We start from the raw sequence: 20514 nt of genomic DNA on the forward strand, positions 1-20514 counted from the left end.
CGCAATCGATTCTTTGACAGGATCCGCAATGACCACCGAAGCAGCGCGTAATTCGCATCCCATCTATTTCATCGGTGCTTTTGCCACGGGTGGGCTCTTGACGTTCATGGTGCACTTCAACGGGGAATTGGCCCATTATGGCAATCCCCTGTTCTCCTCCTGGACCGCTCATGGCACAGGCATCTTCGCAGCCGTCATTCTTCTCTTGCTGGTCCACCGCCGGCGCAGGCCGACGGTGGGAAAAGCCCCCAACGCGCCGTGGTGGGCTTACTTCGGTGGGATATCCGGCGCGGCAACGGTCATTCTGACCTCGACCGCGGTCAACTCGCCGCTCGGTTTGGCAGGCCAGGTCGCCTTCAGCGTCGCGGCCGACAGTTGGGGACTGTTCGGTTTGCCGAAGCGGCGTCCGGATATGCGAGACATCGTAGCACTCGGCCTGGTCGTCACCGGGGGTGCCCTCATCATCCTGTTTGGACGAGGTGGAGCGTGACACTATTCATTCTCCTGGCGTGCCTCGGCGGCGCGCTCGTCGGTCTCAGCCGCCAGCTCAATGGGCGGTTGAGCATATCCACCACGCCGCTGATCGCATCCTTCTGGAATCATGCCATAGGCTTTGCCGTTCTCACATGCCTCGGTCTCTTCGTCGGGGGCCTGCTTCCTGCAGGCGCCGCCGAGGCGCCTTGGTATGCCTATCTGGGCGGCTCCATCGGTGTTGTTTTTGTGGCGGCGGGCAGTTGGGCGATTGCGCGCATAGGCGCGGTCAATTCGGCTCTGCTGATCATCGGTGGTCAGATGGTGACAGGCGTGGCGCTTGATTATATCAGCGCCGTTCCAACGTCGTTTTGGGCGAACGCGACCGGAATCGTCCTCATCGTCGGCGGCATGATGGTCAGCCGGAGGCGACGCAAAGGCGACGGCTCGCAATAGCCAAGCGCTTCATGCGGTTATTGCCTGCCGATACGCCCAGCTATTCTCCGAGCGGAAGAGTGACGTCCGCTATGGAGGCGCCCAATGTCACACCGTGACTTTCTGCCTGCGCCATCGCCTTCACCAATGCGATGACCGTTTCGCGGATATTGCGGTCGGCGATCTTCAGAAAGGCGCGATTGAGCACCAATCCTTCCTTCGTTCGCAGGAATTCGGCGACCGGATCGGAATTCGCCGACAGATCCAGCCCTTGCAGCGTCAACGGCTCGGAATTCTCCTGTTCGAAAAAGAAACTTACCGAGGTGTGGAGCACATCGGCGATCCGCTGCAGGCGGCTCGCGCCGATGCGGTTGATGCCCTTCTCGTATTTCTGAACCTGCTGAAAGGTTACGCCGATCTGCTCGGCAAGCCGTTCCTGGCTCATCCCGAGCAACTGCCGACGCATTCTTATGCGCGCTCCGACATAGCTGTCTATTGCATTCGGTGTCTTGACATTCATCGCGTGTTTTCAGCCTCGATCGCATTTTCAATCGGCGCAGCTGTAGTATTCCCCGCTTCGGTTTTCCATGGTTGTTTTCATATAGCGTACTCAATATGCGATGATCGCGACTGACTGTGATATGAAAGCCCCCGTCCGGAAAGACATAAAGCCACGCTGGAATCGGTCGACAAAAGGGCAAATCAAACAAAAGCCGTACCAATCCCGATGAAACTGGGCTGTGATTGCCGCCCGGCTTACGCTAAATGCAATTCAGCGACCGCCGCTCGATAGTCTTCCCAGCCCCGATCGCCTAAAATCCATCGAAAAAAGACGCGGCACGGCACCGACCGGCCTGTGCAGGAGGAATATTGATGGCAACGGTTGCCGAAGGCGCGCCCCGTTTCGAAAAAACAACGATGTCTATCCTCATGGCGGTCAGCTTCTGCCACATGCTGAACGACATCATGCAATCGCTGCTCGCCTCGCTCTATCCGCTGTTCAAGGCGAATTACGATCTCGATTTTGTGCAGATCGGCCTCCTCACCATGACGTTCCAGGTCACCGCTTCGCTGTTGCAGCCGCTGGTCGGCATTGTCACCGACCGCTGGCCGATGCCCTATTCGCTGCCGGTCGGCATGGCGAGCACCTTCTGCGGCCTCATCCTGCTCGGCAACGCCGGCAGTTTCGCGCTGCTGCTGGTTGCCGCAAGCCTGATCGGGTTTGGCTCAGCCGTCTTCCATCCGGAATCCTCGCGCGTCGCCCGTCTGGCCTCCGGCGGTCGCCACGGTTTCGCGCAGTCCTTCTTCCAGGTCGGCGGCAATGCCGGCCAGGCGATCGGTCCACTGCTCGCCGCCTTCATCGTGCTGCCGCTTGGGCAACACAGCGTCTCCTGGTTTGCCGCCATCGCCATGGTCGGCATGGTCGTGCTGAGCTGGGTGGGCAACTGGTACATGAGCCACCGACGTCAGAATGCCAGCAAACCGGCGGTGAGCCGGGCCCTGCCGCTGCCGCAGAACAGGGTCGTCTGGGCGCTGCTGATCCTCGTGCTGCTGACGGCGACGAAGAATGTCTACATGGCGAGCGTGTCGAGCTACTTTACCTTCTATGTCATCGACAAGTTCGAGCTCAGCGTGCAGCAGGCACAGCTGATGCTCTTCCTGTTCCTCGGCTCGGTCGCCGTCGGCACATTCCTCGGTGGGCCGATCGGCGATCGCTTCGGTGCGCGGTTCGTCATCTGGTTCTCGATCCTGGGCGTCATTCCCTTCGCGCTCCTGCTTCCTTATGCGAATCTCCTCTGGACGGGCGTGCTCAGCATCGTCATCGGCCTGATCTTCGCTTCGGCCTTCTCGGCGATCGTCGTCTTCGCGCAGGAACTGGTGCCCGGGCGCGTCGGACTGATTGCCGGCGTCTTCTTCGGCTTCGCCTTCGGGGCAGGGGGACTTGGTGCAGCATTGCTCGGCGATTTCGCTGATACCCACGGCATCGATTTCGTCTACCGGATCTGCTCCTACCTGCCGCTGCTCGGTCTCCTGACGGTCTTCCTTCCGCGCATACCCAAGCAGAAATCGGCCTAGAGTATTCCGGCTCGACGCATCATGCGGTTCACACGTCGCTATCGCGACAGGCACGAACGTATTTTTCTCCTCATATGGGGAAGAGGGATCACCATTCCTTTAATCCACTATTTTTATAGATAATATTCGTTGGAGAATGACATCGGTTTCGGCACGATATTGGAAGGAAATGGCATGTCTGCTCACAAACTGGTCGGCCTTGCGGGTAGCTTCAACCGCCCCTCGAAGACCTTCGCGCTCGTCGAAAACGTTGCTGGCCTCGCCGGCGAGAAATACGGCTTCGACAACACCATCTACGACCTGACCGATGTCGGCCCCTCGCTTGGCCAGGCGCTGCGGCGTGGCGATCTCGACAGTCGCGCCAAGGAGGTCATCGACGACATCGTCAATGCCGACGTGCTGGTGATCGGAGCGCCAACGTACAAGGGCAGCTATCCCGGCCTCTTCAAGCATCTGATCGACCTGATCGACCCGCATGAGCTGCGCGCCAAGCCGATCATCATCACTGCGACCGGCGGCGGCGATCGGCATGCGCTGATGGTCGAGCACCAGCTCCGTCCGCTCTTCGGTTTCTTCATGTCTCACACGCTGCCGACCGCCGTTTACGCGTCCGACCGCGACTTCACCGATTACCGTGTCTCATCCGAGCCGCTTTCCAAGCGGATCGGGGAGGTTATCGGTGAGCTCTCGGCCTTCTTTCCCAGCCGGAATCAGGCGCTTATCGCCGCCGAATGAAGAGTTAGGGATAGGCTTGAAACGGCGCCGCGGAGGCGCCGTTTTCGTTTTTGGGCCACCCTTCTCACGTCGTCATAATCCACAAATTTGATGGAAATTTATCCTGCCGATACCAATGGCAGGGCAAGAGTTTTTCCGACCCTTCCTCCACATCGGACAATCGTGCTTCGCTACCGATCCGCGCATTTGCCATGATCGGCCTGGTCGGGGCGTATGGCCTCACTCAGTCAGACGGGATATAAAATGACCAAGAATAAAAATCTTCACGACTTCCACCTTTCGCGCCGGGCGGCTCTTGTCGCCGTTTCCGCTGCCGCGCTCTTCACCTTTGCAGCACCAGCTCCTTCCTTTGCCGAGGACAAGTCGATCAGGGTCGGCATCATGGCCGGCGAGGATGAAGACGTCTGGCGCGTCGTCACCAGCGAGGCGGCCAAGAAAGGCCTGAAGATCGAGACGATCACCTTCAACGATTATACGCAGCCGAATGAGGCGCTGGAGCGCGGCGAAATCGACGCCAACGCCTTTCAGCACCAGCCCTATCTCGACAACCAGATCAAGCAGCACGGCTACCACATCGCTCGTGTCGGTTATACCGGCGTCTGGCCGATCGGCCTCTACACCAAGAAGTACAAGTCCGTCGCCGAGATCCCGGAAGGTGCCGTCATCGGCGTGCCGAACGATCCCTCCAACGAAGGCCGCGCTTTGCGCGTTCTCCAGAACGAAGGCCTGATCAAGCTGAAGGACGGCACCGGCATTCTCGCAACTGTCGCCGACGTCACCGACAATCCGAAGAAGATCGAAATCAAGGAACTCGACGCGGGTATCGTCGGCCGCTCGATCGACGACCTGGATGCCGGTGTCGTCAATACCGACTGGGCGCTGAAGAGCGGCCTTTCGCCGGCCGAGCGCATTGCGCAGGAGCCGATTGCCGACAATCCATATCGCAACTTCATTGCGGTCAAGGCCGACAATAAAGATGCCGAGTGGGTCAAGACGCTTGTCTCTTCCTATCAGAACGAGACCGTCAAGGCCGAGTTCGACAAGGTTTACAAGGGAACGGGTCTCAGCGCCTACTGATCCGAAGCGGGGCGGGGGTTAAGCCCTGCCGAGAGGCGGTCCAGGCGTTCCTTGCCCGGGCCGCCTTCGGTGTTTGTAAGGAAAAGCACATGAATTCCTTTGTTTCCACCACGGCGATCGAGACACAGCCGCAAGCGGCGGCCGAAGACGTGGTGAGGCTTACCAATGTGAAGCGGCGGTTCGGAACCACGGCAGCACTCGACGGTATTTCGCTGACGGTGAAGAGAGGTGAGATCCTCGGCATCATCGGCCGCAGCGGCGCCGGCAAATCGACGCTGATCCGTTGCCTCAACGGCCTGGAGCGCGCCGATAGCGGCGAGATTCTCATCGAAGGCCGAGATATCACCGGACTTTCAGAACAGGAACTGCAGCCGCTGCGCCGCCGCATCGGCATGATCTTCCAGCATTTCAACCTGCTTTCCGCCAAGACCGTCGAGGAAAATGTCGCGCTACCGCTGAAGATCGAGGGCGTTGCAAAGAACGAGCGCTTGAAACGGGCGCATGAGCTGCTCGATCTGGTCGGGCTTGCCGACAAGGCGAAAGCCTATCCCTCATCGCTCTCCGGCGGGCAGAAACAACGCGTCGGCATCGCTCGGGCGCTTGCGGCCCGCCCGGCACTGCTTTTGTCCGACGAGGCGACGTCGGCACTCGATCCGGAAACGACCCGGTCGATCCTGGCGCTGTTGAGGGATATCAACCGTAAGCTCGGGCTGACCATTCTGCTGATCACGCATGAGATGGAAGTGGTGCGCGGCATTGCCGATCGCGTCGCAGTCATCGACGCCGGGCGGATCGTGGAGGAAGGGCAGGTCTGGTCGGTCTTCGCCAACCCGCAGGCTGACATCACCGGGAGCCTGCTCGGCGGTATCCGCCCGCAGCTTCCGGATCACATCGCCGGTCGGCTGTCGGCAACGACGGGGAGCGAGGCGATCCTCAGCGTCGATCTCGCCGGGCCGCAGGCGCAGGGCGCGCTGTTTGCCGAACTCTCGGCGGCGCTGCCGCATTCCTTCCGCCTCGTCCATGGCGGCATCGACCACATCCAGAACCAGCCGGTGGCACGGTTCTTCATCGCCGTTCCCATGCGCGACCCCGCGCTTGCCGGAAAGGTCGAACAATTCCTGACGGCCCGGTCCGCCCGGGTGGAGGTGCTTGGTTATGACACCGATCATGGTTGAACTGCTTCTTCGCTCCCTTTGGGAGACGGTCCTGATGACCGTCGCCTCGGGAGTGATCTCGCTCGTCGCCGGCCTGCCGCTCGGCCTTGCCCTGGTGGCGACGGCGCGCGGCGGCATCGCCGAAAATCTGTGGATCAATCGCGTGCTCGGTGGGATCATCAACGGCTTCCGCTCGGTGCCCTTCATCATCCTGCTGGTGGCGCTGATCCCGCTGACGCGGCTGATCGTCGGCACGGCGCTCGGCACCTGGGCGGCCATCGTGCCGCTCGCCATCGCCGCAACGCCCTATTACGCCCGTATCGCCGAAGTGTCGTTGCGCGAGGTCGACCGCGGGCTGATCGATGCCGTCCGCGCCATGGGCGGCAATCGCTGGACGATCATCCGTGAGGTGCTGGTGCCCGAAGCTTTGCCGGGCATCGTCGCCGGCTTCACCGTCACGCTGGTGACGCTGATCGGCGCCTCGGCGATGGCGGGCGCGATCGGCGCCGGCGGTCTCGGCGATCTCGCCATCCGCTATGGCTATCAGCGCTTCGAAACCAATGTGATGATCGCGGTGGTGGCCGTCCTCATCGTCCTCGTCTGCGGCATTCAGTGGCTGGGCGACCGGCTGGTCGCCAAGCTGGACCATCGATAGTCAGTGCCGGAACTGGGCGGCGGGATGCGCGGCGGGCAACCTGCCGTCCCCGCCGCCGAAAAGCTTCTGCCGCAAAGGTCCTTCCACGTAGTCCGCCTTGAAGAGACCGCGCTCCTGCAGCACCGGCACCACCAGGTCGACGAAATCGCGCAGGCTTTCCGGCGCCACGGTCCGCGCCAGATTGAAGCCGTCTATGCCGCCCTCCTCGATCCATGCCTCGAGATGATCGGCGATCTGCTCGGGCGAGCCCACCACCGGCTTCATCCGGCTGCCGAGTATCATCTGGTCGATGATGTCGCGCAGCGTCACCGGCTTCGCCGCCTGTTTGGTGATGGCCGCAAGCGCCGACTGATTGGCGTTCGTCGAGCTTTGGTCGATGACGTCATCCAGCCCATATTTCGAAAAATCGATGCCGACGGAGGCGGAGTAATGCGCAAGCGAGGCCTCGACGCTCGCATGGCGGCGATACTCCTCCAGCCTGTCCCGTGCTTCCTTCTCCGTCCGCCCGACGACAACAGTGATCAGGCTCAGGATCTTCAGTGCGTCGGCGCCGCGGCCGAATTCCTCGGCCTTCGCCCGCAGCGCATCCACCGTCGGCCGCATCGCCCTGGGGTTCGAGCCGGCGAGGAAGACGCATTCGGCGTGCCGGGCGGCAAAGTCCTGGCCGCGTGCGGAGGCGCCGGCCTGGAAGAGCAGGGGCGTGCGCTGTGGAGAAGGTTCGGAGAGATGGATGCCCTCCATCCGGTAATATTGACCGTCATGACGGACAGTGCGCACTTTGGAGGGATCGGCATAGATGCCGCCCACCTTGTCGCGCAGCACCGCATCGTCATCCCAGCTGCCTTCCCAGAGCTTGTAGACGATCTCGAGATATTCCTCGGCTGCGTCGTAACGCGCGTCATGTTCCGGCAGCCTGTCGAAACCCATGCTGCGGGCAGCACTATCGAGATAACCGGTGACGATGTTCCAGCCGATCCGCCCCTTGGTCAGATGATCGAGCGTCGACATGCGCCGCGCCAGCAGAAAGGGCGGCTCATAGGTGGTATTGACGGTGACGCCAAAACCCAAATGTTTGGTGACATAGGCCATCGCCGAAATCGGGATGAGCGGATCATTGACCGGGATCTGCGCCGCCGTCGTGATCACCGGCGCCGGGCTTCCTCTGAAGATGTCATAGACGCCGACGATATCGGCAAGGAAGATGCCGTCCAGCTTGCCGCGTTCGGCGGTCTTGGCAAACTCCGTCCAATAGTCGAGATCGGTATAATGCGCTGAGCCGTCGCGCGGATGCGTCCACAGGCCGTGGTTGATATGCCCGACGCAGTTCATGTCAAAGGCATAGATCTGCATGGTCTTCATGAGGCGGGTCCCAAAACCGGCAATAGAAATCAAGGATTTGCCGCATTAATTATCCTAGAGCGTGATGCCGAAAAGTGCGTGCGGTTTTCGGACGACATCATGCTCTAACTATATAATGTAGAACAGGATTCAGATTTTAGGCCGGCTCGGCCCAAAATCATCCTGTTCGGGCTCTATCGCACGAAGAGCCTGTGAAATGGTAGGGTTGGGATGAAAAAAGCCGGAGGAAACGCATGACGAAGAAGACGCTGTCGGATTGGGCGGAGCTTGCGCAAAAGGATCTGCGCGCTTCACCTGAAACGCTGACCTGGCAGACGCCGGAAGGCATTGCCGTCAAGCCGCTCTATACGGCCGAGGATCTGGACGGTGCCGAGCATCTCGGCTCGCTTCCCGGTTTTTCGCCTTTCACCCGCGGCCCACGCGCGACGATGTATGCCGGCCGGCCATGGACGATCCGCCAATATGCCGGCTTCTCGACGGCGGAGGAATCGAACGCCTTCTATCGCCGCAATCTGGCAGCCGGCCAGAAGGGCCTGTCGGTCGCCTTCGATCTTGCCACCCATCGCGGTTACGACAGCGACCATCCCCGCGTCGAGGGCGATGTCGGCAAGGCAGGTGTGGCAATCGACAGCGTCGAGGACATGAAAATCCTGTTCGACGGCATTCCGCTCGGCGAAATGTCGGTGTCGATGACCATGAACGGCGCCGTCATCCCGATCCTCGCCGCCTTCATCGTGGCTGGCGAGGAGCAGGGCGTTTCGCGGGCCGAGCTCTCGGGGACCATTCAGAACGACATCCTCAAGGAGTTCATGGTCCGCAACACCTATATCTATCCGCCAGAACCCTCGATGCGGATCGTTGCCGACATCATCGAATATACCGCAAGGGAGATGCCGAAGTTCAATTCGATCTCGATCTCCGGCTATCACATGCAGGAGGCCGGCGCGACGCTCACGCAGGAACTCGCCTTCACGCTTGCCGATGGCCGCGAATATGTCAGGGCGGCGATCGCCAAGGGCCTCAATGTCGACGATTTCGCCGGAAGGCTCTCCTTCTTCTTTGCGATCGGCATGAATTTCTTCATGGAGGCGGCCAAACTTCGCGCCGCCCGGCTGCTCTGGACCCGCATCATGGAAGAGTTCCAGCCGAAGAAGACTTCCTCGCTGATGCTGCGCACCCATTGCCAGACGTCGGGCGTCTCGCTGCAGGAACAGGACCCCTATAACAACATCATCCGCACCGCCTTCGAGGCGATGTCGGCCGTGCTCGGCGGCACGCAGTCGCTGCACACCAATTCCTTCGACGAGGCGATCGCGCTGCCGACGGAGTTTTCCGCCCGCATTGCCCGCAACACGCAGCTCATCCTCCAGCATGAGACCGGCGTCACCAAGGTCGTCGATCCGCTCGCCGGCTCCTATTACGTCGAAAGCCTGACGAAGGAGCTTGCCGACAAGGCCTGGGCGCTGATCGAGGAGGTGGAAGCGCTCGGCGGCATGACCAAGGCCGTCAATGACGGCCTGCCGAAACGGCTGATCGAGGAAGCGGCCGCGCGCCGGCAAGCGGCCGTCGACAAGGGCGAGGAGGTCATCGTCGGCGTCAACCGCTACAGGCTCGACAACGAACAGCCGATCGACATTCTGGAGATCGACAACAGTGCGGTGCGCATCGCACAGATCAGGCGGATCGAGGAAACCAAACGGCGCCGCGATGGCGGGGCCGTGCGCCAGACGCTGGCCGCGCTGGCGGAGATCGCCCGGACCAGCAAGGGCAACCTGCTGGAAGCCGCCATCGAGGCGGCCCGGGCTCGTGCCACGGTCGGCGAGATATCGGATGCCATGCGCGATGCCTTCGGCGATCATGCCGCGATCCCTAATGTCATCAAAGGCGTCTACGGCGAGGCCTATAGCAACGAGCCGGAACTCGCCGTCTTGAGGACCCGCATGACTGAGGTGACGGAAGCGATGGGCCGCCGGCCGAAAATCATGGTCGCCAAGCTCGGTCAGGACGGGCACGATCGGGGCGCCAAGGTGATCGCCTCGGCCTTCGGTGACATCGGCTTCGATGTGCTCGCCGGTCCCCTGTTCCAGACCCCTGACGAAGCCGCCAGCGTCGCGCTCAGCGAAAAGGTCAATGTCGTCGGCGTCTCGTCATTGGCGGCCGGTCACAGGACGCTGCTGCCGCAGCTGATCGACAGGCTGAGGGAAAAGGGCGGTGGCGATATCATCGTCGTCTGCGGCGGCGTCATCCCGCGGCAGGACTATGACTTCCTGCACGAACACGGCGTTGCAGCCGTGTTCGGGCCCGGCACGAACGTTCTCGAGGCGGCAAACTCCGTTCTCGACCTTTTAGAGGGCAAGCGGCGAAACCAGTAGCTTACAGCAATCCACGCTTTGCGAGATTACTCATCAGCGCCGAAATGCCGAAGGTCCAAGGCGGGCATTCGGTGGAGAGCCGAACGGTGTTGACGAGCGCGCCGAGCCCTGCCGAGGAAATCTCGACGACATCGCCGATCTTGTGGGTGAAGCCCTGCTTCGGCGCCTCGCGATCCTGCGTCGGTGCAAACAACGTGCCAAGAAAGAGCATAAAGCCGTCGGGATATTGGTGATGCGCGCCGACCGTCTGTTTGACGAGATCGGTCGGATCGCGGCTGATCTGCGACATCGAACTCTTGCCGCGCAGCACGAAGCCGTCCCGGCCGGTGACCTTCAGATCGAGTTCGGCCTTGCGAACATCATCCAGGCTGTAGCCGGCATCGAACAGGCGGATGAAAGGACCGATCGAGCAGGAGGCATTGTTGTCCTTGGCTTTACCGAGCAACAGTGCCGAGCGGCCCTCGACGTCGCGCAGATTGACGTCGTTGCCGAGCGTCGCGCCCTTGATTTCGCCGCGGCTATTGACCGCGAGCACGATTTCCGGCTCCGGATTGTTCCAGGTCGAGATCGGATGCAGGCCGACCTCCGCACCCCAGCCGACGGAGGAAAGCACCGGGGCCTTGGTGAAGACTTCGGCATCCGGCCCGATGCCGACTTCGAGATATTGCGACCACATGCCCTCGTCGATCAGCGCCTGCTTGACCTTGGCAGCCTCCGGCGAACCCGCCTTCAGATTGGTGAGGCTGCCGCCGATCAGCGTGCTGACACGTTCGCGGATGGCGGCGGCACGTTCCGGATTGCCGGCAGCCTTCTCCTCGATGACGCGCTCGATCATCGACTGGGCGAAGGTGACGCCGCAGGCCTTGACGGCCTGCAGGTCGACGGGCGCCAGGAGATAGGGACGCGCTTCGTCCGGCTTGCCGGTGCTGTTGGCGACGATCTGCTCCACTGAACCGACCGCCTTGCCACTTGCGGCGCGGACGAAGCCGGCGGCGTCCTGCCGCTCGAAGAGAGCGCTCAGCGTCGGCGCCTCGCGCGAGGTGATGTCGACCAGCACGCCCTCGCGTGATGTCACAATGCTCGGTCCGGCAACGTCGGGATTCCAGACGCGGCCGACGAAAAGACCATCCGAAGCGGCGACATCGAGAAGAGCTTGAGACATGGTGATCTTCCGTCAAGGTGAGCGAGAAGCGCTCTTTTGAGAATTGTGGGGTGTTGCCGCCCTCCGACCCGGCGACTGCCGAAATCGATCACATTCATGAAGGCGGGGCAAGATGCACTGGGGAAAAAGACTTTTGCCTGATCGGCTCAAGCCGCGGTATTTCTCGTAAATCCAATCGCTAAAGCCCGCAAAATAACTATTTAGATACAAAATACATATTTTATTTCAAATAGTTAACTACATGGTGCGGCGATTTTTCCCCTCATCTCGCCTTGACAGGAGCCGGCTTTCGTTATCTGTTTTGCCCGACATGGAGGCTGCTGGCGTCAGCCGGCGCTAAGAAAATCCCGGGAGGATATTACAGCGATGTTGAGATTTGCCGTCGTCGGAATCGACCATGGGCATACGTTCGATCACGTGAAGGGTTTGCTTGCCTCTGGCGGCGAGTTCGTCGGCTATTGCCCGCAGACTTCGGTGCCGACATTGCGCGAGGCCTTCGAGAAGACCTATCCCGATGCGCCGCAGATCGACCGGGAAAAGCTGTTCGACGATCCGTCGATCGATGTCATCTGCATTTCAGCGATCCCGCGCGATCGTGCCGGGCTTGCCATCCGCGCGATGAGATCGGGCAAGGACGTGATGACCGACAAGCCCGGTGTGACGACCTTCGCCCAGCTTGAGGACGTCAAGCGCACCGTCGCCGAGACCGGCAAGATCTTCTCGATCTGCTTTTCCGAGCGCCACTGCGTGCGCTCCGCCGTCAAGGCCGGCAAGCTCGTCGCCGACGGTGCGATCGGCAAGGTCATCCAGACGCTCGGTGTCGGTCCCCACCGGCTGCAACTGCCGACGCGGCCCGACTGGTTCTTCGATCCGGAAGCCTTCGGCGGCATCATCGTCGATATCGCTTCTCACCAGGTCGACCAGTTCCTGTTCTATACCGGCTCGACCACGGGCGAGGTCATCGCCAGCTCGATCGGCAATTTCGGCATGCCCGACAAGCCGGCCTTCGAGGATTTCGGCGAGGTGCTTCTGCGTTCCGACAAGGCGGCGGGTTATGTCCGCGTCGACTGGTTCACGCCGGAGGCGCTGCCGACCTGGGGTGACGGGCGCCTGACCATTCTCGGCACCGAAGGTTATATCGAGCTGCGCAAATATATCGATATTGCCGGCCGGCCGGGTAAGGATCATCTCTTCCTGGTCAACGGCAAGGAAATGACCCATATCGATTGCAGCGGCGAAAAGCTCGATTATTTCGACGCTTTCACCGCCGACGTCGGCAACCGCACGCAGACGGCGATGACGCAGGATCACGTTTTTGAAGTCTGCCGTCTTTCGCTCGAAGCCCAGACGAAAGCCGCGCGGATCGGCGCTCGCTGAGGAGGATATCATGACCAGGAAATTGCGCGTCGGTGTCATCGGCGCAGGCATCGCTGCGCGGCATCTGGCCGGCTTCGGCTGGAACAAGGAGCTTTTCGAGGTTCCTGTGCTCTGCTCGCTCGACGAGGAGCGCGGCCGGGCGCTGTGCGAGGAGTACGGCATTGCTGAATACACCCAGGATGCCGATTCGCTGTTTGCCCGTGACGATCTCGACATCATCGACATTTCGACGCCGCCGAGCTCGCATTTCGAACTCTGCCGCAAGGGCATCGAATCCGGCAAGCACGTGATCTGTGAGAAGCCGCTTTTCGGCTCGATTGCCGAGGTCGACGAGATGGGCCGCATCCTTGCTCGGTTCCCCGGCAGGAAGCTGATGCCGATCTTCCAGTACCGCTACGGCTCCGGCCTGCAGAAGCTGAAGCTACTGATCGAGCGCGGTCTTGCCGGCAAACCGTTCCTGACGACGATCGAAACCCATTGGTGGCGCGGCCCGGATTATTATGCCGTGCCATGGCGCGGCAAATGGGCAAGCGAACTCGGTGGCGGTCTTCTTGGTCACGCCATCCACGCGCATGATATGCTGAATTATGTCCATGGCCCCTGCGCCGAAGTGTTTTCCTATGGCGCGACACTGGTCAATCCGATCGAGGTCGAGGACACGGCAGCCCTTTCGGTGAAGATGCAGAACGGCTCGCTGGCGACGCTGTCGATGACGCTGGGTTCGCGCAAGGAGATCTCGCGGCTGCGCTTCTGCTTCAACGACCTCGTCGCCGAAAGCATCATCGAACCCTATACGATGGGCCGTGATCCGTGGACGTTCGTCGCCGGAACGGAGGAGCATCAGGCGCGGATCGACGCGGCGCTCGCTGGCTATGTGCCAGGCGAAGATGGCTACACCCGTCAGTTCGAGCTCTTTCATAAGGCGATCGTTGAGGACAAGGAGCCGCCGGTGACGCTGCAGGATGCCCGCAATTCGCTGGAGCTGGTGACAGCCGCCTATTTCTCGCAGCGCACCGGCCGGCCGACGCCGATGCCGATCGCCGCCGATCATCCGCTCTATCGCTCCTGGCTTCCGGCGGGGGAGTGGCGCAGCGCCGCTACGGTCTGAATCGGGAAGGGCTCTCTCATGCTGAAATCCTTCGAGCATGTCGGCATGACGGTCGGCGATATGGACCGTGCTATCGATTTTTACTGCGGCCTGCTTGGCCTCAGCCTCGTGCTGCGCAAGACGATGGCGAATGGCATGCAGGTGGCGTTCCTCGATGCAGGCGGCGGCATGCTGGAGATCTTCGCGCCGCCCGGCGGCGCTTCGCGGGCGGTCGACGTGCCTGAAGATACGGCCGGCGTCCGGCACCTCACCTTCCATTTCGACAATGTCGAGGAGACCTTCGCCCGCCTTGAACAGGCGGGCGTCGAGATCAAGGAGCGGCCGCGCTTCGCCGTCCACTCCGAGATGCTGAACAAGATTGCCTTCGTTCGCGACCCCGACGGCATCATCGTCGAGCTTGCCGAACGCTCCCAGAGCCGCCAGGGTTGACGCAGGTGCTGCCGATCGCTTCGCTGCGGGCGGCCAGACCGTCCCGCAGCAGATCGATCAGGCGCCGGATGAGCTTTGCCGCCATGAAAGGCTCCCCTCAGCTCGCCAATTTGGCGCGGATATAGTTGCGCCAGCCGCCAAGCGCGGTGATTTCCTCGGCACCCTTCACCGCATGCGCTTCGCAGACGAAGCCGGAGACGCTGGAGCCATCTTCGAGCACCAGCTTGCCGATGCCGAGGGGTGCCGGAATCTTCTGGACGAACCTGCCGAAAGCATCGGCCGGCAGTGCCCAGACCTCGACCTCCAGCCCCTGACCCTTATGGCCGGGTTCGCGCAGCAGCCCCGGCTTCGGCGGCGTGGTATTGGGCAGAACGAAGAGGCGATAATCGCCTGATGTGCGGCAGGTCTTGACCAGACGCCCGCCGGCCAGTTCGTGATTGAGCGGCATGCCGGTCAGATGCGCCCCAACGACCGCGATTTCGATGAAACCGTCATCGCCAGGCGCAACACGACTGGCTTCGGGGATCGCCGCCTGCCGGTCGATGCCCATGCCGGAACCTGCGGCACGGTGCAGCGCATCGGCAAGCGGCGCCAGCGCATCGTCGGTGAAGGCAGGGGCGATCACCGTCACCCCACCTGGCAGGCCACCCTTTCCGAAACCGGCCGGAACGGCGATCGCAGCGCAATCGAGCAGGTTGACGAAATTGGTGTAGCGGCCGAGGCGACCGTTGAGCACGACGGGATTGGCCTGCATGTCGGCAACCGTATAGGTGGTCGGAGCGGTCGGCAGCAGAAGCACATCCGCCTTTTCCCATTCGGCTTCGGTCCTGCGGCGCAATTCTTCCAGCCGGTAGCGGCCGTTGAAGGCCTCGACCGCGGTCTTGCCCTTGGCGCCTTCGATAATCCCGCGCACCGTCGGGTCGAAATCGGCCGCGTTCGTGGCGAGGAAGGTCTCGACCGCCGCCAGACGTTCGGCGACCCACGGCCCGTCATAGAGAAGGGCGGCGGCCTCGCGGAATGGTGCGTAATCGAACGGCACGATGGTCGCGCCGAGCGCTCTGGCCCGCTCGATCGCCTGATCGTAGAGCGCCTCCACCTCCTTGTCGCCGAAGAATTCCCGCTCGGCGCCAGCAAGGACGCCGATGCGCAACCCCGATACCGGCAGGTTCGCCGGCTTGGCGTGGCGGGAAAAAGCATCGGCGGCATCGAAGCCTTCGGCGACCTTGCGGATCGCAACACCGTCGCCGACGGTCGCGGCAAAGATCGTGATGCAGTCGACGCTCTTGCAGGCCGGTATGGCGCCGGTATTCGGCAAGAGACCCGGGGTCGGCTTGATGCCGACCAGATTGTTGAAGGCAGCCGGCACACGGCCGGAGCCGGCCGTATCGGTGCCGAGCGCAAAGGCCGCGAGGCCGGAGGCCACGGTGACCGCCGATCCGGAACTCGAACCGCCTGAGATATAGGCCGCATCGAAGACCGAACGCGGCGCGCCATGGGGCGAGCGCGTGCCGTTGAGGCCGGTCGCGAACTGGTCGAGATTGGTCTTTCCGATGACGAGCGCGCCGGCGGCCTTCAACCGGGCAACGACGGTGGAGTCCGCCTCCGGCCGATACGCATAGGCCGGGCAGGCAGCAGTCGTCGGCAGGCCGGCGGCATCGATATTGTCTTTCACCGCGAAGGGCACGCCCCAGAGCGGCAGGCTATTTGCCTCGGGCGCACGTGCCATCAAGGCTTTGGCGGCGGCGCGCAGCTCTTCGTCGGGCACCGGGGTGATGAAGATTGCCGGATCTTTCGAGGCGGCACGCCGCGCAATCACCTCTTCGATGGCGTCGAGCGGCGTCAGGCCGGATTGATAGGCGGCGCGAAGGCTTGAGAGATCGAGAATGGTCGGCAGCATGTCAGCATTCCTCCAGAACGACGATGATATCGCCCGCTTTGACGTTTCTTCCCGGCGCGGCGCGCAGGTCGCGGACGCGGCCTGCCGCATGGGCGGTGACGTTGATTTCCATTTTCATCGATTCGATGATGGCGAGTGTATCGCCGGCCGCAACCGGGGCGCCCGGCTCGACCAGCAATTTCCAGATATTGCCGGGCACGGCGCTGGCAACTCCGAAGCAGCCGTCGGGAATATCCCCATCCGGGCTTTCGCCTGTGCCTTCATCGGTGACGAAGCTGTCGAGACCGGCGTCCTTCCAGCGCTGGCGTTCGGCCTCGAAGGCGGCCTGCTGCGTTGCCTTGAAGCGGCCGATCGACGCCGCATTCGCCTGCAATTCCTTCTCATAGGCGGCATAGGAGAATTCCGTCTCCTCGATCCGGATCGGATAACCGCCATGCGGGAAGGCGGCGCGCGCCTCCGTTAGCTCCTGATTGCTCACGGGGAAGAAACGGATCTGGTCGAAGAAATTCAGCAACCAAGGTTTGCCCCTGGCAAAAGCCGGTGTCTCCCGCCACGTGTTCCAGACCTGGATGGTGCGGCCAAAGAGCTGGTAGCCGCCCGGTCCTTCCATGCCGTAGATGCACATATAGGCGCCGCCGATGCCGACGGCATTTTCCGGCGTCCAGGTGCGGGCGGGATTATATTTCGTCGTCACGAGGCGGTGGCGCGGATCCGTCGGGGTCGCAACCGGCGCGCCGAGATAGACGTCGCCGAGACCCAGCACCAAGTAGCTGGCTTCAAAGACGATATCGCGAACGGCCTGTTCATCGGCAAGACCATTGATGCGGCGGATGAACTCGATATTCGAGGGGCACCAGGGCGCATTCGGGCGCACGAGCTCCTGATATTTGCTCATGGCAAGCTCCGCATCCGGATCGTTCCAGGAAAGCGGCAGATGCACGATGCGGCTCGGCACCGTGACCTCCTGGGCCGCCGGAAGCGTCGCCTCGATCTCGGAGAGCAGCCCGAGCAGGCGCCGGCGCGTCAACTGCGTGCCGTCATAATGGATCTGCAGCGACCGGATACCGGGGGTGAGGTCGATGACGCCGGGGAGGCGGGCCTCCACGACCGCCTGCATCAATAGATGCACCCGCAGCCGCAGCGCGATATCGAGCGTCATCGGCCCATATTCGACGAGCAGATTGTCGTCGCCCTGGCGGCGATAGACGACCGAAACCGGGCCATCCTCGCTGGCGCCGACGATCGGCGAACCTGTTTCTTCCGGGGGCCGCCGGACAGCCGGCCCGGCGATCGGGTCTTCCGGCCGTGCCAAGGCATGAAAACGGATGCGGTCGCCGGGTTTGAACTGACCCATTTTCCATTGCTCGTCTCGGGCAATCACCGCCGGGCAGACGAAGCCGCCAAGGCTCGGACCGTCAGGGCCGAGAATGATCGGCATGTCGCCGGTAAAATCGATCGCCCCGATCGCATAGGCATTGTCGTGCAGGTTGGAGGGGTGCAGCCCCGCCTCGCCGCCATCGCTACGTGCCCAATGCGGGGCCGGGCCGATCAGGCGCACCCCGGTGCGGGCGCTGTTGAAATGCACCTCGTAGGCCGTCGAAAACAGCGCCTCGATATCGCTAGCCTCGAAGAAATCGGGCGCACCATGCGGGCCATAGACGACGCCGACATCCCATTCACGCGTCAAGGCGGCGGGCTCCGTCGCAGGTCTTACCGGTTCGACCGGTGCCTGGCGCGCAAAATGCAGCACATGCCCTGTCTTCAGCGTGCCAGTGGCGTTGCCGCCGAACTGGCCGAGGCCGAAGGTCGCGCGGGAGCCGAGCACAACGGGAGCGGCAAAACCACCGGCGACGGCGAGATAGGCGCGTTGTCCCGGTCCTTCGATCGAACCGATCGACAGAACCTGACCCGCCCGGATTGTCACCGGGGCGTCATGTGGCAATTTTACGCCGTCGCATGTCATTGGCATCCGCGCGCCGGCAAGCGCGATCGTCTGGTCGGCATAAAACCGCAATGTCGGACCGGAAACGGTCAACTCCAGCGCAGCCGTCACATCGTCATTGCCGACCAGCCGGTTGGCATGGCGGAAGGAGCGCTCGTCCATCGGTCCGCTCGGCGGCACGCCGACATGCCAAAGGCCGAGCCGGCCCGGCAGTTCCTGGATGCTCGACTGTGCGCCGGGCGCGAGTACCTCGACGACATCGGGAACGAAAGCAAAATCGCGTAGTGCCGTCGTCGCCACCTTGGCGTCGGCAAGCAGTTCGGAAGCGGAGATCGCCCTGAGATAAGCGAGATTGGTCTCGATGCCGGATATCGATGTTGCGGCGAGGGCTGCCTTCAGCTTCGCGATCGCCGCCGGCCGGTCTTCCGCCGCCACGATCAGCTTGGCGAGCATCGGGTCATAGAAGGGCGTGACCTCGGTTCCCGTCTCGATCCAACCGTCGACGCGGGCATTGTTGGGGAAAACGACTTCGGTCAGCAGGCCGGCGCTTGGGCGGAAATCGGCATGCGGCATCTCCGCATAGATCCGCATCTCGATCGCCGCACCCTTCGGCGTCAGGGCCCGAGCAGCCGAGAGCACATCCTCGCCCGCCGCCTGACGGATCATCCATTCGACGAGGTCGATGCCGAAGACGGCTTCGGTGACGGGATGCTCGACCTGCAGGCGGGTATTGACCTCGAGGAAATAGAATTCCTCGCGCTGGGGATCGTAGATGAATTCGACAGTGCCGGCCGATTCGTAGGACACCGAGCGTCCCAAGTCGACCGCCGCCTTGTGCAGTCGCGCCCTTGTCTCCGCGGAAAGGCCAGGCGCAGGCGTCTCCTCGACGACCTTCTGGTTCCGCCGCTGCAGCGAGCAGTCGCGTTCGCCGAGCGCAATCACTCCGCCCTTGCCGTCGCCGAAAATCTGCACCTCGACATGGCGCGCTTCGGCAACGAAACGCTCGATATAGACCCGCGCGTCGCCGAAGCTGGCGCGCGCGGTCCGCTGCACGCTTTCGAAAGAGGCCTTGAGGCCGGCCGCATCGGTGCAGAGCTGCATGCCGATACCGCCGCCGCCCGCCGTGCTTTTCAGCATGACGGGATAACCGACGGTCTCGGCAGACGAAAGCGCCTCTTCGACGCTCTGCAAGAGATCGGTGCCGGGCAGCAGCGGCACGCCGCTCGCTTTCGCCAGCTCGCGCGCCGTGTGCTTCAGGCCGAAGGCCGACAAATGCTCCGGCCGCGGGCCGATGAAGGCGATACCTTCGGCGGCGAGCCGCTCGGCAAAGCCGATATTCTCCGACAGGAACCCATAGCCCGGATGCACGGCCTCAGCGCCCGTCGCCTTGCAGGCGGCGATGACGGCATCGACGTTCAGATAGCTTTCCCCGGCAGGCGCCGGGCCGAGGCGGACGGCCTCGTCGGCGGTCAGCGCCGGCTTCGAGAACCGGTCGGCATCGGAATAGACGGCGACCGAAGCGATGCCCATCTGCTTCAATGTGCGAATGACGCGGACGGCGATTTCGCCGCGATTGGCGATAAGGACCTTGGTGAACATCGGTCAGTCCTCGCCGTCCCAGATCAGCACCCGGATCGGCGTCGGATCGAAGCCGTTGCAGGGATTGTTGATCTGCGGGCAATTGGAGATGACGCAGAGCACGTCCATCTCGGCCACCAGTTCGACATAGTCACCTGGTGCCGAGATGCCGTCGACGATGGTCATCTCGCCGTTCGGCTTGATCGGCACGTTCATGAAGAAATTGATGTTCGGCACGATGTCGCGCTTGCTCATGCCGTGTTTGGTCACCTCGAGCACGAAATTGTCGCGGCAGGCATGCAGGTATTTCGTGCCGTGGCCGAAGCGCACGGTGTTGCTCTCGCAGGAGCAGGCGCCGGCTGATGTGTCATGGCGGCCGCAGCTGTCGGCGGTCATGACCAGCATGACGTTGCCTTCGTTCGAGATGATCTTCGTGCCGGTGCCGATATAGGCGCCACCCTGCGCCCGCATCGTATCCTGGTTGGAATAACGCTCGGCAAAATCATCGGCGCGATAAAACAGCGTGTCGATCGCCTGCTGGCCGTAGCTGTCCTCGATGCGGATGGTCTGGCCCTTGCGGATGATACCGGACCATGGCGCCTCGGCCGGAATGAAATGATCCTGCACGGCGTTTTCGAGGCTGCGCGAAGCTGAAGTCTTGATGAAATCGGTCATTACAATCCTCCC

General features: G+C 62.3%; 17 protein-coding genes. 11 read left to right on the forward strand and 6 right to left on the reverse strand.

What is annotated here, in order from left to right; all coding sequences use genetic code 11:
• The first annotated feature begins 28 nt into the window (after positions 1–28).
• Together ACMUVN_RS12185 and ACMUVN_RS12190 are read left to right on the forward strand one after the other, a co-directional pair.
• Positions 29–490 (forward strand): DMT family transporter, encoded by a 462-nt coding sequence (locus ACMUVN_RS12185; protein ID WP_414815144.1) that lies wholly within the window; start codon positions 29–31, stop codon positions 488–490.
• Positions 487–927 (forward strand): DMT family transporter, encoded by a 441-nt coding sequence (locus ACMUVN_RS12190; RefSeq protein ID WP_047613040.1) that lies wholly within the window; start codon positions 487–489, stop codon positions 925–927. The genes ACMUVN_RS12185 and ACMUVN_RS12190 overlap by 4 nt, the downstream gene beginning before the upstream one ends.
• 40 nt (positions 928–967) lie before the next feature.
• Here ACMUVN_RS12190 and ACMUVN_RS12195 read toward each other — a convergent pair whose 3' ends face one another.
• On the reverse strand, positions 968–1426 hold the full coding sequence (locus tag ACMUVN_RS12195; protein WP_047613041.1) for a helix-turn-helix domain-containing protein: 459 nt from the start codon (positions 1424–1426) through the stop codon (positions 968–970).
• Positions 1427–1779: 353 nt separating this feature from the next.
• Between ACMUVN_RS12195 and ACMUVN_RS12200 the strand changes: the two genes are divergently transcribed.
• The 5 genes from ACMUVN_RS12200 to ACMUVN_RS12220 all read left to right on the forward strand — a co-directional run bounded on the left by ACMUVN_RS12200 (position 1780) and on the right by ACMUVN_RS12220 (position 6603).
• Complete coding sequence (locus tag ACMUVN_RS12200) at positions 1780–2982, forward strand: MFS transporter (protein WP_063476071.1); 1203 nt, start codon at positions 1780–1782, stop codon at positions 2980–2982.
• A 174-nt stretch (positions 2983–3156) separates the two neighbouring features.
• Positions 3157–3717: an FMN reductase gene (msuE, locus tag ACMUVN_RS12205; RefSeq protein WP_097622773.1), complete on the forward strand. Its 561-nt coding sequence runs from the start codon at positions 3157–3159 to the stop codon at positions 3715–3717.
• A 243-nt stretch (positions 3718–3960) separates the two neighbouring features.
• The gene (locus ACMUVN_RS12210) at positions 3961–4794 is read left to right on the forward strand and encodes a MetQ/NlpA family lipoprotein (protein ID WP_097622774.1); all 834 of its coding nucleotides are present in this window, start codon (positions 3961–3963) and stop codon (positions 4792–4794) included.
• An 89-nt stretch (positions 4795–4883) separates the two neighbouring features.
• Positions 4884–5969 (forward strand): methionine ABC transporter ATP-binding protein, encoded by a 1086-nt coding sequence (locus ACMUVN_RS12215; protein WP_097622775.1) that lies wholly within the window; start codon positions 4884–4886, stop codon positions 5967–5969.
• A complete protein-coding gene (locus ACMUVN_RS12220) occupies positions 5950–6603 on the forward strand; it encodes a methionine ABC transporter permease (RefSeq protein ID WP_097544047.1) in 654 nt (217 codons plus the stop codon). The genes ACMUVN_RS12215 and ACMUVN_RS12220 overlap by 20 nt, the downstream gene beginning before the upstream one ends.
• Here ACMUVN_RS12220 and ACMUVN_RS12225 read toward each other — a convergent pair whose 3' ends face one another.
• On the reverse strand, positions 6604–7962 hold the full coding sequence (locus ACMUVN_RS12225) for an LLM class flavin-dependent oxidoreductase (protein ID WP_097594818.1): 1359 nt from the start codon (positions 7960–7962) through the stop codon (positions 6604–6606). It abuts the gene before it with no gap.
• 233 nt (positions 7963–8195) lie between these two features.
• On the opposite strand from ACMUVN_RS12225, the gene scpA reads away from it, so the two are divergent.
• Complete coding sequence (gene scpA / locus ACMUVN_RS12230; protein ID WP_097630961.1) at positions 8196–10334, forward strand: methylmalonyl-CoA mutase; 2139 nt, start codon at positions 8196–8198, stop codon at positions 10332–10334.
• A 1-nt stretch (position 10335) separates the two neighbouring features.
• Here scpA and ACMUVN_RS12235 read toward each other — a convergent pair whose 3' ends face one another.
• Positions 10336–11496 (reverse strand): fumarylacetoacetate hydrolase family protein, encoded by a 1161-nt coding sequence (locus ACMUVN_RS12235; RefSeq protein ID WP_097630960.1) that lies wholly within the window; start codon positions 11494–11496, stop codon positions 10336–10338.
• A gap of 366 nt (positions 11497–11862) precedes the next feature.
• Here ACMUVN_RS12235 and ACMUVN_RS12240 point away from each other — a divergent pair, with 366 nt between their 5' ends.
• From ACMUVN_RS12240 to ACMUVN_RS12250, 3 genes are read left to right on the forward strand one after another with little or no spacing between them, the layout of a single operon-like run.
• On the forward strand, positions 11863–12873 hold the full coding sequence (locus ACMUVN_RS12240) for a Gfo/Idh/MocA family protein (protein ID WP_097622778.1): 1011 nt from the start codon (positions 11863–11865) through the stop codon (positions 12871–12873).
• Between the two features lie 10 nt (positions 12874–12883).
• Positions 12884–13981 carry a Gfo/Idh/MocA family protein gene (locus tag ACMUVN_RS12245; protein WP_047613058.1) on the forward strand — a complete coding sequence of 366 codons (1098 nt, stop codon included), beginning with the start codon at positions 12884–12886 and terminating at the stop codon, positions 13979–13981.
• 18 nt (positions 13982–13999) lie between these two features.
• Complete coding sequence (locus tag ACMUVN_RS12250) at positions 14000–14410, forward strand: VOC family protein (RefSeq protein ID WP_047613059.1); 411 nt, start codon at positions 14000–14002, stop codon at positions 14408–14410.
• Between the two features lie 97 nt (positions 14411–14507).
• On the opposite strand, the gene atzF is transcribed toward ACMUVN_RS12250, so the two are convergent.
• From atzF to ACMUVN_RS12265, 3 genes are read right to left on the reverse strand one after another with little or no spacing between them, the layout of a single operon-like run.
• Entirely contained in the window at positions 14508–16307 is a 1800-nt protein-coding gene (gene atzF, locus ACMUVN_RS12255) for an allophanate hydrolase (RefSeq protein WP_097630958.1), read from the reverse strand.
• Position 16308: 1 nt separating this feature from the next.
• A complete protein-coding gene (gene uca / locus ACMUVN_RS12260; RefSeq protein ID WP_183844812.1) occupies positions 16309–19848 on the reverse strand; it encodes an urea carboxylase in 3540 nt (1179 codons plus the stop codon).
• 3 nt (positions 19849–19851) lie between these two features.
• Positions 19852–20502, reverse strand: a complete 651-nt coding sequence (locus ACMUVN_RS12265) for an urea amidolyase associated protein UAAP2 (protein ID WP_063476078.1) — start codon at positions 20500–20502, stop codon at positions 19852–19854.
• Positions 20503–20514: the final 12 nt, after the last annotated feature.

The organism is Rhizobium sp. IY2 (assembly GCF_047532935.1).
Classification (GTDB): domain Bacteria; phylum Pseudomonadota; class Alphaproteobacteria; order Rhizobiales; family Rhizobiaceae; genus Rhizobium; species Rhizobium anhuiense.